Source organism: Lentzea cavernae, from assembly GCF_014653695.1.
GTDB lineage: Bacteria > Actinomycetota > Actinomycetes > Mycobacteriales > Pseudonocardiaceae > Lentzea > Lentzea cavernae.
Genome location: NZ_BNAR01000001.1, coordinates 132,286 through 152,845, shown reverse-complemented (window position 1 = coordinate 152,845; position 20,560 = coordinate 132,286). Strand labels below are relative to the sequence as shown.

Genomic DNA, 20,560 nt, shown 5'->3' with positions numbered 1-20,560 from the left:
ATTTGCTCAGTGCGCTGAACGTATCACGACGAACCGTGCATAATGCTCAGCATGCTGAACGAGTTGCGGCGGCCCGGTCGCCGTGTCCTGGTGTGGGGTGTGGTGGCGAGTGCGCTGCTCACCGGCCTGGTCTGGCTGCTGGGCCAGCGGCTGCACGGCGTCGCCCTGCTGCCCGACCAGGGCGCCTCCTGGTACTACTGGAAGCTGCCGGACCCGACCTTCTGGACCAGGGCGTCCGCCTGGGTGGGCTACGCGGCGCACCAACTCGTGTCGTGGGGCCTGATCTACTACGCCCAGACGCGAATCAGGCGCTACACCACCGGGTTGCACCGCGTCAACGTCATCGCCCTCGCCGCGAACGGCGGGTTCATCGCCCTGCACGCCCTGCAGACGCAGGTGTTCTACGACGGTCTGGCCCAGGACGTCTCGATCTTCAGCTCGCAGGGCTCGGTGGTCCTGCTCCTGGTCGTCGTCCTGCTGATGGAGAACCGCCGCCGCGGCCTGGTGCTCACCTGGTCCGCGCCGATCTCCGCGCAGGTCGTCGACCTCGCCCGCCGCTACCACGGCTACCTGTTCAGCTGGGCCGCCATCTACACGTTCTGGTACCACCCGATGGAGTCCTCGAGCGGACACCTCATCGGGTTCTTCTACATGTTCCTGCTGCTCGTGCAGAGCAGTCTGATGTTCACGAGATCCCACACGAACCGCTGGTGGACGCTCACCCTCGAACTGCTCGTCGCCGTGCACGGCACGCTCGTCGCCGTGATGAACTCCGGCCCGAACGGCATGTGGCCGATGTTCTTCTTCGGGTTCGTGGCGATCTTCGTGCTCACCCAGATGCACGGCGTCGGCCTCAGCGCGGCGGTGCGGTGGTGGATCGGCGGCACGTTCGTGGTGGCCGCGCTCGCCGTGTACTCCTGGCGGGGGATCGGCAAGATCGACGAGGTGGTGCGCATCCCGCTGATCGAGTACCTGCTGGTGGGCGTGCTCGCCCTGCTGATCTGGGCGGGTGTCAGGCTCGCGCGCCTCGGGCGGTCGTGACCGGGCAGGGCGGCGCGGAGCCGCGCCGCCCTGGAGGTCATCCCGAGGACCTGGTCGCCGACTTCAGCAGCTTCGCCGCGACGTCGCGGAGCTTGGTGTTCGCGCGCTGCGACTGCTCCACGAGCATGTCGAACGCGTCCTCGGCGGTGCACGTGTGCACCGCCATCAGCACGCCCTTCGCCTGCTCGATCACGGCTCGTGACTCCAGCGCCCGCTCCAGGTGCTGGACCTGGCGCTGCGAGTGCTGCCACCGCTGGGAGCTCGTGATCGTCGCGGACGCCGCCGTGGTGAACAGCCGGATGAGCCCCTCGTCGAACGGGTCGAACGCCGTCCCCGTGAAGCTGTAGATGTTCAGCGTGCCGATGTGGCGCGCCCCGACGGCGTCGGACGCCGGGAGGACGACCGGCACCGACAGGTAGGCGCGGACACCGGCGGCCTCGGCCGCGGTCTCGAACTCCGGCCACTGCTCCCGGTGCTCGCCGATCACCGCGCGGACGGGGACGAGTTCGCGGGCCGATTCGAGGCACGGCCCGCGGCCGGAGTCGTACTGCTCCTGGTCGAGCGCGACGACTCCCTGGACCGTGGCGGCCGCGGTGCGCAGCTTCTCGTCCGTGACCACGGACACGGTCACCGCGTCGGCGTCGGGCACCGCCCTGGCCGCCGTGTCCGCGACCCGCTGCAGCGCCTCGTCGAGCGACTCCTCGCCGGTGAACGCGTTGTGCAGTTCCGACAACGCCTCGGTGGCCTCGTCCAGGCGGGCCACCGGGTCGGGGCGTGTCCCATCCACGGGTCTCACGGTTCCTGCCTGCACGTAGTCGGCCATGCCGCGGTTCCCCTTCATCATCGTGGAGTCCACGGCGCCGGCTGCTTGACGCGCGTCCAGCAGATCCTACGGCCACCTGACAAGCGCGGGTCGTCCCCACCGCGCTGGAACCGACGCCGGCGGCGGGTTGCTGGAGTGCTTCAACTTCCCGCTGCCGGCGCCGGCCGGACCACCCGAAGGGGGTCCTCCGTGCGAACACACGCGCGTGTTCGGCGTTCTCTCAGTACCCAGCAGGCTCCGCGCTCACACCGCCTCGGTTCGATCAGTGCGATCCGGTGACCTGGCGGGACCACCAGGTGTGGAGCCGGCGGCTCCGGGGGTCGGATTCGATGACACTTCGCCGGTGTTGCCGACCGCGGCTCTCCCGTGGCGGGAATCCGGTGCGCCGAACCAGCGGGCGAGGTGGTCGTCGAGGTCCCGCTGGTCGTCGCCGATCCAGGCGACGTGTCCGTCGGGACGCAGGAGGAGCGCGGGAACGTCCAGCCCCGCGACCGGATCCGCGATGAGGTCGACCCGGTCCGACCAGCCCCCGGTGGTGAGTCGTCCGGTGCGGTCGAGCACCAGGCCGCGGCCCCGGTGCAGCCGGTCGTACAGGCGGCCCCGGACCAGGTCGAGGTCGGGCAGGCGGCGGCCGAGCAGGTCGGGGCCCGCGCCGAAGTCGTAGCGGACGCCGATCGCGGTGATCTTCTCGAGCAGGTGCCGGTTCACCTCGTCGAAGTCCATCAGTTCGGTGAGCAGCCTGCGCACCGACCGCGGTCCTGCCTCGGGGGAGGCCAGCAGCACCTGGGCGCGGGTGTTGTCCAGCACGTCCTCGGCGACCGGACGGCGTTCGGTCTCGTAGGTGTCGAGCAGGGTCTCCGGTGCCCAGCCGCGGATCCGCGCGGCGAGCTTCCAGCCGAGGTTGGCCGCGTCCTGCAGGCCCAGGTTCAGGCCCTGGCCTCCGGCGGGCGGGTGGATGTGCGCGGCGTCACCCGCCAGCAGGACCCGGCCGGCGCGGTAGTGCTCGGCGAGCCTCGTCGCGTCGCCGAAGCGGGACAGCCAGCGCGGGGAGTGCGCGCCGAAGTCGGTGCCGGCGACGGCGCGCAACGCCTGCCGGAAGTCGTCGAGGGTCGGCGGCTTCTCGCGGTCCTCGCTGACGCCCCCGGCGGGGACGACGACGCGGTAGACCTGGTCACCGAACGGTCCGAAGCTGAACACCCCGGAGGTCTGCTGGACCTCGGCCACCCTGGCGGCGATCTCCTCTGGCGGCGCGGTGGCCTCCAGTTCGCCCATCAACGTGTCGTTGCGCGAGGGTTCACCGGGGAAGGCGACGCCGAGCAGCTTGCGCACGGCGCTGCGCGCGCCGTCGCAGCCGACGAGGTACCGCGCCCGCAGCCGTTCCCCGTCCGCGAGGACGACGGTGACGCCCTCGTCGTCCTGGTCGAGGTCGACCACCGCGGCACCGTGCCGGACCTCCGCGCCCAGTTCGACCGCGTGGTCCTCGAGCAGGCGGTTGGCGATCGGTTGCGGGATGCCCAGCAGGAAAGCGGACTCCATGCCCTCGGGCGCGGGTTTCGGGATGGCGGCGAAGACCCCGCCGACCGGACGCCGCCTCCCGCGTTCGAGGAAGCGGTCGAGCAGCCCGCGCATGGCCATGATCTCGAGACTGCGCACGTGCAGGCTCACCACGCGGGCGAACGACGCCACGGGCTCTGTTTCCTTCTCCACCACGAGCACCCGCACGTCGTGCAGCCGGAGCTCGGCCGCCAGCACCGCGCCGGTCGGCCCGCACCCGGCCACGATCACGTCGAACATCTGCCACCCATCCGCACCTCCGGCAACGGCGGCCCAGTGTGGGGCGCTCCGCGCGGCGCCGCAAAGTCATTTCGGACGTCCACATGGTCGTGCCCCGTGTTTCCTCGTCCCCCGAACGGGTAACCGGCGATTCCCCTATGAGCTGGACGGTGAAACGTGGCTGGTGCGCCATCGAAGGACGTCTGGAGTCCGACGGTCGGTGTGGAGGAGGAGTTCCTCCTCGTGGATCCGCAGACCGGTGCTCCGGTGAACCTGGCCGAAGAAGTCGTTGCCATCGCGAGAGAACAGCTCGGGCTCGAACTGGAGCACGAGCTGACCGGAGCGCAGGTGGAGATCAACACCACCGTGTGCCGCGACGTCGAGCAGGCCCGCCGGGAGCTGCTCGAGACGCGCCGCCAGGTGGCGCGGGCCGCGCGGGCGGCCGGGTGCCGGGCGATCGCCGTGGGCGCGCCTCCGCTCGGCGAGGCGTCGGGTGAGGTGACGGACAGCCTGAGGTACCGACGGATCGCCCGTGAGTTCGGTGCGCTGGCGGAACAACAGCTGATCTGCGGGTGCCACGTCCACGTCGAGGTGCCCGACCGGGAGACCGCGGTGCAGGTGTGCAACCACGTGCGCCCGTGGCTGCCCGTGCTGGCCGCCGTGACCGCGAACTCCCCGTTCTCGGGCGGCGAGGACACCGGGTTCGCGAGCTGGCGTTCGACGGTGTGGTCGCGCTGGCCGGTCTCCGGGCCGCCGCCGGTGTTCTCCTCGTGGGAGCACTACGAGGAACTGTGCGACACCATGATCGCGGCGGGCACCGCGCTGGACAGGGCGATGGTCTACTGGGACGTGCGCCCGGCCACCGAACTGCCGACCGTGGAGGTGCGGGTCTCCGACGTCGCGGCGACCGTGGACGAGGCGGTCCTGCTCGCGGCGGTCGTCCGAGCCCTTGTCGCACAGGCGGTCGTCGACGTCGGGCGTGGTGTGGAGGCCGAGCCGGTGCCGCAGGAGGTGCTGCGCCAGGCCTGTTGGAGCGCGTCCAACGAGGGCATGCGGGGAACGGTCCTGGACGTCCTGTCCGGCGAACCGCGGCCCGTCCGCGACCAGCTGGAGGACCTGGTGCGCCGGCTGACCCCGGTGTTCGAGGCCAACGGCGATCTCCCTGCGGTGCAACGAGGTCTGCGCCTGCTCGACGGCGAGGGCGGAGGCGCGGAACGGCAGCGCCGTGCTTTCGGCAACGGCGACGTGGAGTCCCTGCTGAGCCTGGTCGACGTCGACAACGCGGACCGCACCGCTCCACAGGAGACGACTGCGTGCTGAGGTCCGCTTTCCTGGTTGCGTAAGATCTCCGGTACTCGCCGAGGGGCGAGGACAATCAGCGTCCGAGGTCAAACAGCGAGCCTGTGACGCATGGCGAGAGGGCAGCCATGAGCACGTTCGGCGTGCACGAGCAGACAGCTGACGACGACCTGAGGACGCTGTTCGGGGAGTCTTCCGCTGTCTTCGCGACCTTCGCAGGACCGGCGCACGTGGTGGAGGCGGCCAGCCCGGCTTTCCTGGCCGCCTTCGGTGAGGACCGCGAGGGGGATCTCGCGGTCCTCCTCGACGAGACCTACCGCACCGGCGAGTCGCACTCCCGTCGTGACGTGCGGGTCGTCCGGGGTTCCGGCGCGCACGAGCGCGAGACGTTCTTCGACCTCACCAGCGAACCGCGCCGCAACCCCGCCGGCGACCTGCTCGGCGTTCAGGTGATCGGCGTGGAGACCACTCAGGTCAAGCACGCCCACCGGTTGATGGCGGAGCACCGCGCGCTGCTGGAGCAGATCGCCAGGCAGGCACCGCTGGCCGAGGTCCTCGACGGGATGGCCCGGTGCATCGAGGAGCTGGCACCGGAGGAGCTGCTGGTGTCCGTCCTCCTGGCCGACCCGGACGGGCTGCACCTGCGGCACGGCGCCGCTCCCAGCCTGCCCGCCTTCTACAACGAGGCCATCGACGGCATCGCCACCGGCGAAGGGGTCGGCTCCTGCGGCACGGCCGCCCACCGGCGCGAACCGGTGATCGTCACCGACATCGGCACCGACCCGTTCTGGGACGACTTCCGCGACCTCGCCCAGCAGGCCGGGCTGGGCGCCTGCTGGTCCACGCCGATCCTGGCCCGCGACGGCGGACTTCTGGGCACGTTCGCGATGTACCACCGCACCGCCCGCGTCCCGCAGGACACCGACCTAGCCCTCATCCGGGTCTTCGCCGGCACCGCGGCCCTGGCCATCGAACGCCACCACCTGGAGGTCGCGCGCCAGGCCGCCGAGGCCCGCGCCGAGGCGGCCCGGGAGGCGCTGGCCGAGGCCGTTCAGGCGGAACGGGAACTGCGCGCGGATGCCGAACGACGTGCGGACGCCGCCGCGGAACTGGCCGCGCAGATGCGCGCCGCGGCGGCCGAGCAGGCGAGGACGCCGCACCCCGAGCGGTGCCAGCTGGGCGGCAAGGCCGGGTGCCCGGCGCAGGCCGAGATCAAGGTGGCGGACTCGTGGGGCGACTCGGCCTGGGGCTGCGCCGTCCACGTGGAGGAGGTCCTCATCCACGTGCGGTCGGTCTTCATCGCGGGCGAGGAGCTCGGCGGTCTGGGCGCGTACCTGAACCGCTAGCGGTCTAGGCCTTGGTCGTGTGCGCGAGGCCGGACAGTTCGAGCACCCGTGCCGGGGCTCCGCTGGCCACCAGCGACAGCACCCGGCCGTGCTCCTTCGCGCACACCATCGCCTGCAGCAGCAACGCGATCCCGGAGCTGCTCAGGTAACCGACGCCGGTCAGGTCGACCTCGATCGGCTTCTCATCGCGCGCGCTCACCCGGTCCAGCAGCGCCAGCCGCAGACCGTCCACGGTGGACACGTCGAGGTCGCCGCTGAGCAGGACCACCTGCGCGTCCGCGTCATCGCCGTCCGACAGTCCACTCGCGACACCGGTGGGCCGGTGCGGGGCGGGTTCGGTGCGGTGGTCCTGCGCGGCGGGGATGTGGAAGCGGATGACCGTACCGGCCTCGCCCGCCTGGAGGTCGACGTCGTCGGAGACGGCGTGGATCATGCTCAGGCCCCTGCCGCGATGCCCCTTGTCCTCCGGGGGCGGCCGCCACCGGCCCTGGTCGGTCACGGTCACGCGCACACCGAGGCCGGTGCTCTCGAGCCTCGATTCGAGCGTGCCGCCGCCGTCCGGGTAGGCGTGGTCCACGACGTTCGAGGCGGCTTCCCCGAGCGCCAGTTCGAGGTCGTAGGCGGCGTCCTCCGACAGTCCGGCGAGGCGCGCCCAGTTCGTCGCGGCGCGGCGCAGCGGGGAGAGCTGGTCGGGAGTGGCGGGCAGGCGCAGCTGCAGCGGTGCGGGCAGGTGCCGGGCGACGACCAGGGCCACGTCGTCGGACTGGCCGTCCGAGAGCATCGCGTCGATGACGCGCCGGGCCAGGGAGGCGGGGTCGAAGTCGAAGGCGCCGTCCGCGGCCGCGGTCAGCCTGCGCAGGCCGGCGTCGAGCACCTCGTCACGGCGTTCGACCAGGCCGTCGGTGTAGAGCACGACCGAGGCTCCTGGCGGGAACGCCACCGTGTGCTGGCTCGGCAGCACCGGCCCTCCGGCGCCCAGCACGGGTCCGCTCTCCGCCGTGAGCAGGCGGGCCCCGGACTCGTCGACCACCACGGGCGGTGGGTGGCCAGCCGAGGCCCAGCACAGTTCGCCGCTGGTCCAGTCGAAGACCAGGCACGCGCATGTGCTGCCGGCCGCGCCGTGCACGCGCGTCGCGAACGCGTCGAGCCGCCGCAGCGACTCCGAGGGGGAGTGGCCGTCGAGCAGGTAACTGGTCAGCGCGCTGCGCAGCTGACCCATGACGGCGGCCGCGGTGGGGCCCTTGCCGACCACGTCGCCGACCGTGAGGGCGACGCGAGTCGTGCCGACCAGGACGACCTCGTACCAGTCGCCGCCGATCTGGGAGTGCTGCGCGGCCGGCAGGTACTGCGCGGAGGAGGCGAGCCGGGGCAGGGCCGGGAGCTCGCGGGGGAGCAGGCTCTCCTGCAACGCGGCCGCGATCTCGTGCTCGCGCTGCAGGCGCAGTTCGCGTTCGGCCTCGACGCGCTGGCGCTCGGTGACGTCCCTGCCGATCGCCTGCAGCCCGGTCGGCGTGGCCTGGATGCTGAGCTCCAGCACGATCTCCGTCCCGTCGACGCGGCGCAGGGTCACGACCTGGGAGATCGAGAGGTCGTCGGGCAGGCCGCCCACCAGCAGGTCGGTGATGGGCGTGCCGATCAACTCGTCGGACCGGTAGCCGAGCAGGTGGCCCGTCGCCGGGTTCGCAGTCACGAACCGCAGGTCGTGGTCCAGCAGCCAGATCGCGTCCGTCGCCCGGTCGACGAGCAGGCGCAGGCGTTCCTCGCCGTCGCGCAACGCCCTGTCGGAGTGCACCCGCTGCAGGGACTCCCAGCACCGGTTCACCACGACCGACACCAGGTCGACCTCGTCGCGGGTCCAGTGCCGGGTGGTCGCCTGGTGCACCGCCATGGCCGCGACGAACCGCCCGCCGCGGAACAGCGGCAGGCAGATCACCGCGCGGATGCCGGTCACGCGGTAGGCCTCGTGGTCCTCGGCGTCGAGCCGCCGGTCGTTCAGGGCGTCGTCCACCACCCACGGCTCGCCCGCACGCATGGCCGCCAGCGCGCCGTTGCCGAACGCCCGCATCGCGAACCGGCCGGGAAGCGGGGGCAGCCCCGTGGCGTGGTCGCCGCTCATGACGAAGTGGTCCTCGTCGGCCTCCGTGCGCGCGTAGGCGCACCGGTCGACGTTCATGTGCTCGCCGAGCATCCGGGTCGCCAGCGCCATCAGGTCTTCCGCGTCGTCGAGCCGCTGGAGCTCGCGATCGAGCACGTCGAGGAAGCGCTGCCGTTCGTCGGCGGCGTGCCGGGCCGTCACGTCGATCAGCACGCCGCTGCGGAACGTGCCGTGCACCCGTGCCTTCTCCATCAGCCAGACGAGGGTGCCCTCGGACGTGCGAACCCGGTAGACCGACTCGTAGTCGGAGTCCGACCCCCAGCGCACCCGTTCGCTGTCCTCACGGTCATCCGGATGGGTGATGTCGCCCCAGAACTCGGAATCGAGCCAACGCTGCCGCGGGTGGCCGAGCACGCGCTCGACGGAGCGCGAGATGAACGTGACGGCGCGATCGTGCGCATCGCCTCTCCAGACGACCAGCGGCAGGTCGTCCACGAGTGCGGTGAGCCCGGGCTCCGGTTCGATCATCCTGCACTGCCTCCCGAACGGCACCCGGTCGTCATGGCCATACCGCGGCGCTCCCTTCGTCGGCAGGGTGGAGTCCACGGCGCCGGCTGCTTGACGCACGTCAACCGCATCGTACGGCCGTCCTACCTGTACCCCGGCGCCGCACGTCTCAAGCCCCTCCGCCGGTTGATCCGCGCGAGGGCGGGTATGTGCATCGCATGCGTCTTGGTGTGCTGGACATCGGGTCGAACTCCGCGCAGCTGCAGGTCGTCGACGTGCGCCCTGGTGCGCCGCCGTTGCCCGCCCATTCGGTGAAGCACCCGACGCTGCTCGGCGAGGAGATCGAACCGGACGGGTCGATCAGCCCGGCCGGGGTCGGGCGGGTGGTCAGGGCCGTGGCGGACGCGGTGGCCGCCGCCTACCGGCACGGCGTCGACCAGCTGTACCCGTTCGCGACCTCGGCCGTGCGCGACGCGACCAACCGCGACGAGATCGTCGACCTCGTCGAGGCGGAGGTCGGTCTGCGCCCGCAGTTCCTGTCGGGCGAGCACGAGGCGCGGCTGACGTACCTGGCCGCGCACCGCTGGTACGGGTGGTCCGTCGGTCGTCTGCTGGTGCTGGACATCGGCGGCGGGTCGATGGAGATCGCGCTGGGACGTGACGCCGACCCCGAGCTCGCGGTGTCGCTGCCCCTGGGCGCCGGTCGGTTGACGAGGGCGTTCCTGGAGCACGACCCGCCGAGGCGCTCGGAGCTGAGAGCGTTGCGACGCCACGTGCGCGAGACGCTGGGAGAGATGGTCGACCGGCTGCGGTGGGAGAGCGTGCCGCGCAGGGTCGTGGCGACCTCGAAGACGTTCAAACAACTGGCACGGCTCGCGGGAGCGCCGTCGCAGCGCGAGGGACCTTTCGTCGCGCGGAACCTCACGGCCGACGACGTCCGCGACTGGATCCCGCGGCTGGCCACGATGTCCGCGGCGCAGCGGGCGGGGTTGCGCGGGGTGTCGCAGTCCAGGGCCCGGCAGATCCTGGCGGGCGCTGTCGTCGCGCACGCCACGATGAGCGCGCTCGGAGTCGAACGCCTGCGGGTCTGCCCGTGGGCGTTGCGCGAGGGAATCATGTTGCGCCACTTGGAAACCACGGCCGACAGCGCTGTCGCGTTGCCGTTGCAGCCGTTGGTCCGCATGCCCGAGCAGGGCACGGTGACGCCGTTGCACCACCGCTGAGTGCGGGGGAGTCGCCTCCCCCGCACCGCTTCCGGCTCAGCCGGGGATGTTGCGGGGGTCGCGCTCGCGCGGGTAGGTGTTGCGCTCGCCGATCGTGCCGTCGAGGTTGCGGATGATGTGCTCGACACCGCGCTCGATCGCCATCTCGCGGCCCTTGGCGGTCGCCTCGTCCTTGGTGTCGTGCGTGCTGGAAGCCTGGGAGTTGCCTTCGACCTTGTTCTTCCAGGTCCCGTTCTCGTTGTAGGTCTCGACGTCGCCCTTCAACGCGGCCTCCTTGCCGATGGGGATGTGGTGACCGGAGGGTGCCCACGGGCCGGATCTTCGACACACCGGGAACGCGGCCGCTTCCCGTGGCCCCCACCGCGGAAACGCCGGCCCCGTGATCATCACCCATCGGGTGATCTTGCCCGCGTCCGGTCGTGCGGATCCGCCGCACCGTCCTTACGGTCCAGCCTGCGGTCGTCAGGCCGCTGCACCACCAGGGCTCGCCGCCCGCTCACCTGTCCAGCGGCGCGCCCTGTCCAGGTCACGGACGAAAGCCCCCGCCGGACAGGCGCCGCTGCAGGCGAGAGCGAGGCGGTGTGCGAAAAGGGACATGCGTCATCTCCGTGGCAACTTCACCGGTCGTGCCGTGCTCATCGCCGTCTCCGCGACGGCCTTCGCCACAGCGGCGGGCACCGCGTCCGCCTCGGCACCGGTCGACTGGGACCGGATCGCGCAGTGCGAGAGCGGGAACAACTGGTCGACCAACACCGGGAACGGCTACTACGGCGGACTCCAGTTCAGCCAGTCGACCTGGCAGGCCAACGGCGGCGCCGGCCGCGCGGACCAGGCCTCCCGCGAGGAGCAGATCCGCGTCGCCGAGAACGTGTTGCGCAGTCAGGGGATCGGAGCCTGGGGCACTTGCGGGCGGCGTGGGTCCGCGGGCACACCACAACCGGTACGCCAGGGGCAGAAGCCGGCCACCGGCACGGCCGTGCGGCGCGCGGTCCCCGTGGCACCGGTGGCCCCGCCGTCCACCAGCAACCCGGACGGTGACTACACGGTGAAGGACGGCGACACGCTCAGCCGCATCGCCGACGAGCTCCGCGTCGAAGGGGGCTGGCAGGCGCTGGTGGCGAAGAACGCCCGGTTCCTGACCAACCCGGACCTGATCCGGCCGGGCGACAAGATCGCGACCAAGTGATGTAGGCGGGTGGATTCCGGTGCGGGACCACGGGGTTCCGCATCGGAGTGCTCGGTTCTGGGAGTGCTCAGCACTGCTGTCGCCGGATCGCGGGATGGATCTTGAGGTGGATCGAGTACTGCTCGTCGCGGTGGTCGTCGAGCCGGTCCGGATCCACCATCAGCATCTCGCCGATCGTCTCGTCCGGCCAGCCCTTCGCCCGTGCCGCGTCGATGAACGAAGCCTCGGACTGGGCCGCCATGATCCGCGCGCTGAAGATCTGGTGGTACCAGTACTGCATCACCTCGTCCGGCGGCACCGCTCCTCGCTGAGCGGCCAAGGACAGCCCCACGAGTTGGTTCGTCCTGAGCACGACCGCGCTCGCGTCGCCGAACTCTTCCGCCAACCAAGCGTCGATGCGCCGGTTCCTGTCATTCGGTTCCCCCATGAGATCCAGTGTGCCGGTGATCAGGGCACCTGGGGGTCAAATCAGGTGGAGGTCAGGGGGAAACCCTGATGGCAGCGCGCCCGGTTGCGGGCAGTCTTGAGTCGTCGGGGTAATCCGCAGGTTCGAGGAGAGCAATGACTGAGTCCAGGTCCGAGTCCGCCCGCACCGCCGTCGACTCGGTGGTCGACGCCGTTCGCGGGCTGGTCAGCGAGGGCATCAACCGTCGTGTGGTCGTGCGTGACAGCAAGGACGACGTGGTGCTGGAGGTGCCGGTGGCGATCGGGCTGGTCGCGGCGCTCGCCGCACCGGTGGCCACGACGATCGGTGCCGGTGTCGCGCTCGTCGGCAAGTGCGGGATCACGCTCGAGAACCGCCAGCAGCCGGGCGATGAGCCCGCGACGACGGTCGGGACCGAGCAGGTCTAGTCCAGGGGACAGCGCAGGGGGATCGAGCAGCGGCGGCCGGGAATGTCCCGGCCGCCGCTGCTGTGTGCGTTGCGCCACCCGCCTGGTCACGGCCGCGCTGATCAGATCGGGCGGGTCCGCGCGCGGTACGCGGCGGCCAGGGTGCGCAGTTTGAGGCCGAGGTGCAGCAGCAGCCGGTCGTCGCCGTTGTCGAGGCTGCACCCGGTGACGTGCTCGATCCTCTTGAGCCGCTGGTACAGCGTGGCGCGGTGGATCGTGAGCGCGGTCGCGGTCCGCCCGACGTTGCCGGCGTGGTCGAAGAACGCCGTCAGCGTGTCGATCAGCACGTCGTGGTTGTCCGCCTGCTCCAGCGCCGCCACCGCCGGCGTGCGCAGGTCGTCCACCGGCAGCTTCAGCAGCAGCTCGTACGGTCCCAGTTCGCCCCAGCGGGCGAGGTCTCCCTTGCCGGGCAACAGGAGTGCGGCACGGGTGGCCAGTGTGGCGTGCTCGTAGGACAGTGCGACCGACCTGAGGTCCGTGACGGTGGTGCCGAGCCCGAACGCGAGGCGTGCGGCGGGGTCGGTGAGCCGTCGCAACCGGGCGGTGACGCGCTCGGTGATCGCGTTCACGAGCGCCGTCGCGGGCGGTTGCCGCTGGATCAACAGGATCCAGCCGCGCGCGCGGTTCGCGACCATCAGCGCGACGTCGTCCGTGACAGGGCGAACGCCCTCCTCCAGTGCCGCCTCGAACGCGACCTGGTGCGCGGCAGCGACTTCCTCCGCCTCGCGGGACTGGACGGCGAGCACCGTGAAGTGGCCGAAGTCGTCACCGAAGAGCTGTTCGGCGCGGAGGTCCTCGATCGCCTGGTCCCGCACGGCGGTGTCGGGGGAGACGAGCTCGCGGAGGATGGCTTCGTGGCGGGCCTTCGAACGCTCGTGCAGCAGCAACCGCCGGTACAGCAGCGTGCCCGCGGTGGTGGCGGCGTCGTCGGCCGCGGCGATCTCGGACTCGGTGAACGCGCCGGCCTCGTCGATGAGCCACAGGTAGCCGAGAAGCATGCCGTTGCACCGGATCGGAGCGCACAGCCGCGGCAGGGCGCCGTCGAGGGCGACGACGCCGGGCGCGGTCCAGCGGGCGATGCCCAGGGCGAAGAGGCGTTCGGTGACGGCGGGCTCGATCGACCGGTCGAGGACGGACCGGACGCGGACCGCGTCCTCGTCACCGAAGTGGCGGCTCGCGGCGATCAGCCGGACGGACGGGTCGTCGATCGCCACCGACCGGTGCAGGCGCTCGGCGAGACCGTCCACGACGGACTGGAGGTCGAGATCGCTCACAACACGCCCTTCCTGCCGGTGCCAGAGCGATCATCCCACCGCTGCGGCCGGAGGTCGCCGCGGAGCGCGGGTCACGAACGCGGCGCCAGGGGGAGCAGGGTGAAGAACTCGGCGGCGCGCCGGAGGTCGTCGACGTGGACGCGTTCGTCAGTCTGGTGCGCGAGGTTCGGGTCGCCTGGGCCGCACAGCACGGTCGGCAGGCCGGTGCCGGGCTGCAGGATCGAAGCGTCGGAGAAGTAGCTGACACCGGACGTCCCCGGCGGACGGCCGAGCACTCCCGCGAGGACCTCCCGGGCGGTCCGCACCAGGGGCTCGCCGGGGTCCGTGCCGACGGCCGCGTAGTCACCCGTCACGGTCATCCGGGCGTCGAAATCAGGAACGGTGAGCGCCAGTTCGCTCAGCATCCTCTCGATCCTCTGCAGCAGGACGGCGTGGTCGACGCCCGGCACGCTGCGGAGGTCGACCTGCGCGGTGCACCGGTCCGGGACGATGTTGACCACCGAACCGCCCTGGACGGTGCCGACGCTCGCGGTCGGTCCGCCCAGCAGGGGATCGGTCGCGGAGCCGAGGTCGAGCGCGCTCAGGCGGTCGAGCAGGGTCGTCATGTGCGTGATGGCGTTGACGCCCTGGTCGGGCATGGAACCGTGCGCCGCCCGCCCGCGGGTGACGAACTCCAGGAACAGCGCGCCCTTGTGGGCGACCACGAGGTCCAGATCGGTCGGTTCCGCGATCACCAGGCCGCCGACGCCCTCCAGCAGACCGGCGTCGCGGGCGGCACGGGCGCCGGCGCAGTCGACCTCCTCACCGGCGGTGGCGAGGAGGTGCACGTCTCCCGGTGGCCGCGTGCCGGTGCGCGCCAGAGTGGTGAGCCCGACGAGCATCGCGGCGAGACCGCCCTTCATGTCGACGGCGCCGCGTCCCCACAGCACGCCGTCCTCCTCCACCTCGGCCGCGTGCGGCGGGCGCGTCCACGGCGCGGTGCCCAGCGGGACGGTGTCGAGGTGCCCGCAGTACATGATCGGTGCCTGCTCGCCCTCGCCCCGCAGGACGAGGCGCAGGTTCGCGCGGCTGTCGCCCAGCGGCTGCAGGTCGCCGTCGAGGCCGTGGCTTCGGGCGTAGGCGAGGGCGACCTCCGCAGCCTCCCTCTCGTTGCCCGGCGGGTTGATCGTGTCGATCCGCAGCAGCTCGCGGGTGAGGTCGAGGACGTCGTCGCGTCCGGGGCTGGGCGGTGACTGTGCGCTCACGATGGGTTTCTCCGTCTCCTGCGCTCGGCGGGCCGCGCGGGCGCATCATGTCCAGACTTGGCCTGGTGGCGACACGGCCAAGTCGGAGGTGTTGGCATGGGTCCCGACCGCCTGGCGGCGTTGCTCGAACCGTGGCTGTCCGGCGGAGGCGCCGCCTACGTCGCCCTGTCGAGGGGAGTGCGCGGCCTGGTGCTGGACGGTCGGCTGCCCCACGGCGCCCGGCTGCCGTCCGAGCGCTCCCTCGCCGCGACGCTGGGCGTGAGCCGGACGACGGTGAGCGCCGCGTACGACCTGCTGCGCGCCGAGGGGTACCTGCGCAGCGCGCACGGGGCGGGCAGCTCGATCAGCATTCCCTCCGCCCGCGTCCAGCGGCCGGACAGCGTCGCGGGGGAGCCCGCCGACGTCCTCGACCTGACGGTGGCCGCCCTGCCCGCCCCGTCGCAGCTGCTCGACGCGGTGACGGCGGCCTCGGCGGACCTCTCGTCGCAGCTCGCCGGTCACGGCCTGCACCCCTTCGGGCTGCCCTCCCTGCGCGCCGCGGTGGCCAGGCACCTCACCGGTCGCGGTCTGCCGACCGAGCCCGAGCAGGTCCTCGTGACCAGCGGCGCCCTGCAGGGCTGGAACCTCGTGGTCCGCGCCGTCTGCCGTCCAGGGCAGCCGGTGCTGGTGGAACAGCCCACCTACCCCGCGGTCCTCGACGCCCTGCGCGCGCACCACGTCCGTCCGGTCCCGCTGCCGGTCACGGCCGCCGGGTGGGACCGGCCTCCCGCCGGCATGTCGGCCGCCCACCTGACCCCGGACGGGCAGAACCCGACCGGGCTGGTCGCCGGCGAGGACGCCCGCCGGAGGGTTCTCGCCGATCTGCGGGACGCGGTCGTCGCCGTCGACGAGACGTTCGCCGACCTGGTGCTGGACGGACCCGCGCCGCTTCCGGCCGCGGTGCTGCGGCACGACGTCGTCACGCTCGGGTCGATGAACAAGGCGTTCTGGGCCGGGCTGCGGATCGGGTGGATGCGCGCCGACCCCGCGCTCCTCAACCGACTCGCGCACGAACGCGCCTCCGTCGACCTCGGCAGTCCCGTCCTGGACCAGCTGGTCGCGGTGCGGCTCCTCGACGACGCGGACGCGATCCTGTCCGAGCGGCGCGACCTGCTGCGCCGCTCCCGCGCCGCCCTCGAGGAGGCCCTGCGGGCCCGTGTCCCGGACTGGCGCTGGACCTCGCCGCGGGCGGGCATGGCGTTGTGGATCGAGCTCCCGCGACCGAGCGCGACACGGCTGGCGGCCTCGGCGCTCGACCTCGGCCTGCGGATCACCGCGGGACCGCGCTTCGCGGTCGACGGCACGGCCGACCGGTGGCTGCGGGTGCCGTTCACGCTGCCTGCCGGTCAGGCCGAGGTCGTGGCCGATCTCCTCCGGGAGGCGTGGGAGCGCTCTTCGGCTCCGTCCACGCGGGATCCGCGGGTGTCCGGGTGGACCGCCTGAGCGCAGCCATTCGTGGTTCTGATGGCTGAGTCGCCCGTTTGCTTGATCCGTCCACCTCGAGTTGTTAACGTCCACATCCGCTTGTGGCGCGGGTCACATCACAACCGCGTCTTCGGCCTGCCTCGAGAACCGTGGCGACCGTCAACAACGATGTTGATCCGCGCGAGGAGCAGGGATGCGATCGTCGAAACTCGTGGTGCCCGTGATCCTCCTGCTGGTGACGGCGTGCGGTGCGCCCGCGGCCGGCCGGGAGAGCAAGGAACCCGAGAGCGCCCTCGTCGGCGTCACCATGCCGACGACGACGTCACAGCGCTGGACCAGCGACGGCGAGAACATCAAGCGCGACCTCGAGTCGCGGGGGCACCGGGTCGACCTGCAGTACGCGCAGAACGACGTGCCCAACCAGATCAGGCAGGTGGAGAGCCAGATCCGGGCCGGAGCGAAACTCCTGATCATCGCCTCGGTGGACGGCTCGGCCCTGACCCAGCCGCTGCTGATGGCCGCGGAGGCCGGGATTCCGGTGATCGCCTACGACCGGCTGCTGCGCGGCAGCCCGAACGTCGACTACTACGCGACCTTCGAGAACTTCCGGGTGGGCATCTACCAGGCCGAGTCGCTGCTGTCCGGGCTGGGTCTGCGCAACGTGGACGGCAGTCCCGGCGCCGCCGCGGGTCCGTTCAACGTCGAGCTGTTCGCCGGCTCGGCGGACGACAACAACTCGGTGTTCTTCTTCAACGGGGCCATGTCGGTGCTCAAGCCGTACATCGACGACGGCAAGCTGGTGGTGCGCAGCGGTCAGACGGACTTCCAGGCCGTGACGACCCTGCGGTGGGACGGCGAGACCGCCCGCAAGCGCATGGAGGAGATCCTCACCACGGCGTACCGCCGCAACAAGGTGAACGGCGTGCTCTCGCCTTACGACGGCATCTCCCTCGGGATCCTCACCGCGCTGAAGAACAACGGCTACGGCCCCGCCTTCCCGGTCGTGACCGGGCAGGACGCCGAGCTCCCGTCGGTGAAGTCCATCATCGCGGGCGAGCAGTACTCGACGATCTACAAGGACACCCGCGAACTCGCGACGGCCACGGCGTCGATGGCGGAGGCCGTGCTCAAGGGCCGGACACCGCCGCAGCTCAACAACCTCAACGACTACGAGAACGGCGTGAAGATCGTCCCGGCGTTCCTCCTGAACCCGGTGAGCGTCGACAAGTCCAACTACCACAAGGTTCTCGTGGAGTCCGGGTACTACACGGACGACCAGCTCCGCTAGAGCGGGAAACGACCGCGGCGCCAGTGCCAGTGACGGCCCGCCTGGAGGTGCTCGACGACCGCCCGTTGCAGCACCGTGCGGCGCGGCAGCTCGTCGAGCGGGGTGGTGAGTGTGCGGAACACGAACCGCAGCACCTCGACGTCGGCGTCCGGCGCCTCGGGCTCCACGCCGGGCTCCAGCTCGAACCTCTGCTGGAACCGCACGATGTTGGAGTCCGCGGGCAGGTACTCCCGCAGCTGGGGGTCCAGCAACCACGAGCCGCAGGAGAACGCCGTGTACCGCTCGCCGGGGAAGTGGCGCGGGAAGAACGCGCGGGCCTCGTCGAGCGACGCCTCGACCGCGTCCGGGGTCAGCGGTCCCGCGTCGGGAATGTGCAGGGAGATCGCGGTGTCGCCGCGGTGGTGCTGCAACCGGCCCAGTTCGTAGACGGCTCCGCGCGAGTGCAGGGTCAGCCAGCTCCGCATGACCGGCCAGCCCTCGCCGCGCATCCGCCGGTCGATCGCGAGGTTGCGGCCCAGGTCCGCGAGGGTCGTCCACGACACGGCGCCGGCGATGCCGTGGTCGCGGTGGTACTTCGTCACGACGTCGACCAGGGCCAGGAACGAGTAGACGTAGAGGTGGCGCCAGGCGGGACTCCGGTCGCGCGGCAGTTCCGGGCCCGGTGACAGCCAGCCGTGACCGCCGAGGTCGGCCAGCACCAGGGCGGTCGAGCGGTCTCGCAGCCAGTGCAGCTCCGGAGTCCACAGTGGAGAGTCCGGCCAGCCCGCCAGGATCTCGGCGGCGTCCTCGGGCGGCACCGCGAGCCGGTCGAGGATCGCGGGCGCGTCGGCCTTCGCCGGCAGGGGAGCGGACGGCAGGTCGCCCGCGAGCCGGTGCACGCGTTCGACCTCCTCGACGGGAACTTCCAGCCGGGCCGCGATCTCCTCCAGGTCCACGTGGACGACCCTACCGGCGCCGGAGGTCCGGCACGTGGTCGTTCGACCACGTGCCGGACCGTTCGAAGACCTCGCCGCGGTGCGGCTAACCGGCGGCGTTCATGAGGTCCACCGCGCTGTGCTGGCGGGCGGCGTCACTGCGCTGGAACGGGCCCGCCCACGGCTGGTCGTAGGCGTCCGCGCTGGAGCGGTCCCTCGCGTGGGCGGTGTCGGCCTGGCGGCGCAGGTAGGAGGTGTACGGGCGGTCCGCCAGCGCCCGGTTCAGCGCGGCCAGGCCCCGGACGTAGATGCCCTTGAACGACGGGACGTCGCCACCTCCGCCGTCGTCGAACAGGATCCCGCCGGGGTTGAGGAAGGCGCTGGTGGTCGAGGCGTCGGCGAGGGCTCTGGCCTTGGTGAGCAGGCTCGCGTCCCCGGTCGCCCGGTGCAGTTCGACGAGAGCGGCGATCGGGACGCCCTGGTTGTAGCTCCACGGGGTCTGGTTGTTGTTGGCGCAGGAGGAGGTCAGGCCGTCGTTGACCAGGTTGGCGCTGTTGATCATCTTGCTGTTGAGGAACCAGGTCCAGCCGGCCCTGGCGCGCTGCAGGTAGGTGCTGTCGCCGGGGATCCTGTTGTGCAGGGCGGCGTTGAGCTGGACGTACAGCGAGTTGGCGATCGCGTTCTTGTAGTTCTTGCCGGAGCTCCACCAGATCCCGCCGCCGCACACCGAGTCCCAGTACCGGAACATGTGGTCGGCGCCCGCCCTCGCGGTGTTCAGGTACCTGCTGTCGCCCGTCAGGTCGTAGGCCGCCAGCCACGCCAGGCCCCACCAGGCGATGTCGTCGTTGTAGTCGTTGATGAAGTTGCCCTGCCAGGCCTGGCGGTTGAGGTCGTAGGTGCGGGCGATGGCGTAGCGGTAGCTGTTCATCCCGGTCACGCGGATGTTGTCGATGACGGCGGTGAGGGCGTTGGCCGAGTTCCACCACCCGGTCGTGTCGAACAGGCCGGTGCCGAGGTTGTAGCGCTCCATCAGTGCCGTCGCGGCGGCCGTACGGCGTTCACCGGCGTTCCAGGTCGTGCGGTACCAGCTGGTGCACGCGATCGAGGACGAACCGGCGGGGCGTCCGCAGGCCCGGAGCAGACCGACGCCGAGCCCGGCCCAGTCGTCCACGTTGAACATCGTGGTGCGCCACGTGCCGAAGCCCGCGGGAGCCGCCGTGTTGCCGAGCCTGGATCCCGAACCCCAGGTGGCGCCGGCGTCGAACGAGCGGTCCAGCCACACCTCGTCCCCCTGCTGGGCGGAGGAGACCACCGCCCAGCCCATCGCGTCGGTGTCGTTGAAGCGCAGGGAGATCTGGCGTCCTGCGACGGAGACGGTCTGGGCGAGGCGGTCCGCGGGCGCGAGCGCGGGATCGCGGGCGTCGCAGTGCCTGTTGCAGATCACGGCCGCCGCGGCCGGCGGGACGCTTCCCGTGGACGGCGGACCGGCGGTCGTCGGTGGCGCGCTCGTGCCCGGCCGATGGGCGGAGCGACGTGCGCTCAGGGGAAGGGACGGATCGCGGTCGTCGCAGTAGTAGTCGCAGTCCGCGGTGGACCGGACCACCTGCGGGGCTTCGGCCGTCGACTCGGGGGGAACGGCCAGAACGGTCGCGGACACCATCAGGGACGTGAGGAGCGCAGCTCTCAGCATGAGACCTCCCGGTGCAGGGTGGGCGGCTCGGGGGAATGCGTGAGAGCGCTCTCAAATTTCAGGTTAGGGTTCGGCCGTTCCGGGCGTCAACGCTTCTGACCGGCCAAGTTCTTGTCATGGCCGGTACGGGGAGAGGTGTCAGGCGCCGAACGCCGACTCGACCGCGTTGCTCAGCTCGCCGACGGTCTCGACCAGCGGGGCGACGGGCTTGACCATGTTGTTGATCCGCTCGAGGGCCCGTGCGATCACCCCGCGGTCGGGTTCGGGCGAGTCCAGCTCGTCCTCCAGTTCCCCGGCGGCGTCGTCCACCTCGTCGGGGAGCTCCGCGCGGTGCTGTTCCAGCAACGCCTTCAGCTCGGCCATGAGTTCGGTGGTCGCCGGTGAGGCGGTGAACCGCAGGCCGTGGCTGATCGCGCGGGCGTGCTGGCCGACCGCCTGGTTGCCGACGTTGCTCACCCCGCCGGACTGCTGGATCCCGTAGTTCGGCGAGCTCTCCGGCATG

General features: G+C 71.5%; 18 protein-coding genes. 8 read left to right on the top strand and 10 right to left on the bottom strand.

Translation table 11 applies throughout. The features are described from left to right. Nucleotides 1-51 precede the first annotated feature (51 nt). Nucleotides 52-1,041 (top strand): hypothetical protein, encoded by a 990-nt coding sequence (locus tag IE307_RS00745; protein WP_229904255.1) that lies wholly within the window; start codon nt 52-54, stop codon nt 1,039-1,041. A 37-nt stretch (nt 1,042-1,078) separates the two neighbouring features. On the opposite strand, the gene IE307_RS00740 is transcribed toward IE307_RS00745, so the two are convergent. Further along, nucleotides 1,079-1,897, bottom strand: a complete 819-nt coding sequence (locus IE307_RS00740; RefSeq protein ID WP_229904254.1) for an ANTAR domain-containing response regulator — start codon at nt 1,895-1,897, stop codon at nt 1,079-1,081. Nucleotides 1,898-2,107: 210 nt separating this feature from the next. Beyond that, nucleotides 2,108-3,658 carry an FAD-dependent monooxygenase gene (locus IE307_RS00735; protein ID WP_191295480.1) on the bottom strand — a complete coding sequence of 517 codons (1,551 nt, stop codon included), beginning with the start codon at nt 3,656-3,658 and terminating at the stop codon, nt 2,108-2,110. Between the two features lie 156 nt (nt 3,659-3,814). Here IE307_RS00735 and IE307_RS00730 point away from each other — a divergent pair, with 156 nt between their 5' ends. Further along, nucleotides 3,815-4,957: a carboxylate-amine ligase gene (locus IE307_RS00730; protein WP_191295479.1), complete on the top strand. Its 1,143-nt coding sequence runs from the start codon at nt 3,815-3,817 to the stop codon at nt 4,955-4,957. A 107-nt stretch (nt 4,958-5,064) separates the two neighbouring features. Then, a complete protein-coding gene (locus IE307_RS00725; RefSeq protein ID WP_191295478.1) occupies nt 5,065-6,282 on the top strand; it encodes a GAF domain-containing protein in 1,218 nt (405 codons plus the stop codon). 4 nt (nt 6,283-6,286) lie between these two features. Here IE307_RS00725 and IE307_RS00720 read toward each other — a convergent pair whose 3' ends face one another. Further along, nucleotides 6,287-8,905 (bottom strand): SpoIIE family protein phosphatase, encoded by a 2,619-nt coding sequence (locus IE307_RS00720; RefSeq protein ID WP_191295477.1) that lies wholly within the window; start codon nt 8,903-8,905, stop codon nt 6,287-6,289. 197 nt (nt 8,906-9,102) lie between these two features. Here IE307_RS00720 and IE307_RS00715 point away from each other — a divergent pair, with 197 nt between their 5' ends. Next, a complete protein-coding gene (locus IE307_RS00715; RefSeq protein WP_191295476.1) occupies nt 9,103-10,107 on the top strand; it encodes a Ppx/GppA family phosphatase in 1,005 nt (334 codons plus the stop codon). 36 nt (nt 10,108-10,143) lie between these two features. Here IE307_RS00715 and IE307_RS46525 read toward each other — a convergent pair whose 3' ends face one another. Beyond that, complete coding sequence (locus tag IE307_RS46525; protein WP_229904253.1) at nt 10,144-10,371, bottom strand: DUF2188 domain-containing protein; 228 nt, start codon at nt 10,369-10,371, stop codon at nt 10,144-10,146. A 331-nt stretch (nt 10,372-10,702) separates the two neighbouring features. On the opposite strand from IE307_RS46525, the gene IE307_RS47400 reads away from it, so the two are divergent. Continuing rightward, on the top strand, nt 10,703-11,293 hold the full coding sequence (locus tag IE307_RS47400) for a LysM peptidoglycan-binding domain-containing protein (RefSeq protein ID WP_191295474.1): 591 nt from the start codon (nt 10,703-10,705) through the stop codon (nt 11,291-11,293). A 67-nt stretch (nt 11,294-11,360) separates the two neighbouring features. Here the strand turns inward: IE307_RS47400 and IE307_RS00700 are convergent, their stop codons facing one another. Continuing rightward, nucleotides 11,361-11,720, bottom strand: coding sequence for a hypothetical protein (locus IE307_RS00700; protein ID WP_191295473.1), 360 nt, complete (start codon nt 11,718-11,720; stop codon nt 11,361-11,363). 134 nt (nt 11,721-11,854) lie between these two features. On the opposite strand from IE307_RS00700, the gene IE307_RS00695 reads away from it, so the two are divergent. Then, nucleotides 11,855-12,145: a DUF4342 domain-containing protein gene (locus IE307_RS00695; RefSeq protein WP_191295472.1), complete on the top strand. Its 291-nt coding sequence runs from the start codon at nt 11,855-11,857 to the stop codon at nt 12,143-12,145. A gap of 101 nt (nt 12,146-12,246) precedes the next feature. Here the strand turns inward: IE307_RS00695 and IE307_RS00690 are convergent, their stop codons facing one another. Together IE307_RS00690 and IE307_RS00685 are read right to left on the bottom strand one after the other, a co-directional pair. Continuing rightward, the gene (locus IE307_RS00690; RefSeq protein WP_191295471.1) at nt 12,247-13,458 is read right to left on the bottom strand and encodes a PucR family transcriptional regulator; all 1,212 of its coding nucleotides are present in this window, start codon (nt 13,456-13,458) and stop codon (nt 12,247-12,249) included. Between the two features lie 71 nt (nt 13,459-13,529). Continuing rightward, nucleotides 13,530-14,702 carry a M20 family metallopeptidase gene (locus IE307_RS00685; protein WP_191295470.1) on the bottom strand — a complete coding sequence of 391 codons (1,173 nt, stop codon included), beginning with the start codon at nt 14,700-14,702 and terminating at the stop codon, nt 13,530-13,532. A 96-nt stretch (nt 14,703-14,798) separates the two neighbouring features. Here IE307_RS00685 and yczR point away from each other — a divergent pair, with 96 nt between their 5' ends. Next, nucleotides 14,799-16,184, top strand: coding sequence for a MocR-like transcription factor YczR (gene yczR, locus IE307_RS00680; protein ID WP_191295469.1), 1,386 nt, complete (start codon nt 14,799-14,801; stop codon nt 16,182-16,184). 175 nt (nt 16,185-16,359) lie between these two features. Beyond that, nucleotides 16,360-17,454 carry a multiple monosaccharide ABC transporter substrate-binding protein gene (chvE, locus tag IE307_RS00675; RefSeq protein WP_308436323.1) on the top strand — a complete coding sequence of 365 codons (1,095 nt, stop codon included), beginning with the start codon at nt 16,360-16,362 and terminating at the stop codon, nt 17,452-17,454. On the opposite strand, the gene IE307_RS00670 is transcribed toward chvE, so the two are convergent. The 3 genes from IE307_RS00670 to IE307_RS00660 all read right to left on the bottom strand — a co-directional run bounded on the left by IE307_RS00670 (nt 17,451) and on the right by IE307_RS00660 (nt 20,559). Beyond that, nucleotides 17,451-18,389 carry an acyltransferase domain-containing protein gene (locus IE307_RS00670; RefSeq protein ID WP_191295468.1) on the bottom strand — a complete coding sequence of 313 codons (939 nt, stop codon included), beginning with the start codon at nt 18,387-18,389 and terminating at the stop codon, nt 17,451-17,453. The two genes, chvE and IE307_RS00670, sit on opposite strands and share 4 nt — an antisense overlap. Nucleotides 18,390-18,474: 85 nt before the next feature. Further along, nucleotides 18,475-20,058: a glycoside hydrolase family 76 protein gene (locus IE307_RS00665; protein WP_229904252.1), complete on the bottom strand. Its 1,584-nt coding sequence runs from the start codon at nt 20,056-20,058 to the stop codon at nt 18,475-18,477. Between the two features lie 138 nt (nt 20,059-20,196). Continuing rightward, nucleotides 20,197-20,559: a hypothetical protein gene (locus IE307_RS00660; protein WP_191295467.1), complete on the bottom strand. Its 363-nt coding sequence runs from the start codon at nt 20,557-20,559 to the stop codon at nt 20,197-20,199. Nucleotide 20,560 lies beyond the last annotated feature (1 nt).

Bases quoted from the DNA above. Each gene is read 5' to 3' on its own strand.
- IE307_RS00715 (WP_191295476.1), top strand. From the start codon at position 9,103: ATGCGTCTTGGTGTGCTGGACATCGGGTCGAACTCCGCGCAGCTGCAG.
- IE307_RS00745 (WP_229904255.1), top strand. From the start codon at position 52: ATGCTGAACGAGTTGCGGCGGCCCGGTCGCCGTGTCCTGGTGTGGGGT.
- chvE (WP_308436323.1), top strand. From the start codon at position 16,360: ATGCGATCGTCGAAACTCGTGGTGCCCGTGATCCTCCTGCTGGTGACG.
- IE307_RS00665 (WP_229904252.1), bottom strand. From the start codon at position 20,058: ATGCTGAGAGCTGCGCTCCTCACGTCCCTGATGGTGTCCGCGACCGTT.
- IE307_RS47400 (WP_191295474.1), top strand. From the start codon at position 10,703: ATGCGTCATCTCCGTGGCAACTTCACCGGTCGTGCCGTGCTCATCGCC.
- IE307_RS00695 (WP_191295472.1), top strand. From the start codon at position 11,855: ATGACTGAGTCCAGGTCCGAGTCCGCCCGCACCGCCGTCGACTCGGTG.
- IE307_RS00725 (WP_191295478.1), top strand. From the start codon at position 5,065: ATGAGCACGTTCGGCGTGCACGAGCAGACAGCTGACGACGACCTGAGG.
- IE307_RS00720 (WP_191295477.1), bottom strand. From the start codon at position 8,905: ATGATCGAACCGGAGCCCGGGCTCACCGCACTCGTGGACGACCTGCCG.
- IE307_RS00700 (WP_191295473.1), bottom strand. From the start codon at position 11,720: ATGGGGGAACCGAATGACAGGAACCGGCGCATCGACGCTTGGTTGGCG.
- IE307_RS00735 (WP_191295480.1), bottom strand. From the start codon at position 3,658: ATGTTCGACGTGATCGTGGCCGGGTGCGGGCCGACCGGCGCGGTGCTG.
- yczR (WP_191295469.1), top strand. From the start codon at position 14,799: ATGGGTCCCGACCGCCTGGCGGCGTTGCTCGAACCGTGGCTGTCCGGC.
- IE307_RS00660 (WP_191295467.1), bottom strand. From the start codon at position 20,559: ATGCCGGAGAGCTCGCCGAACTACGGGATCCAGCAGTCCGGCGGGGTG.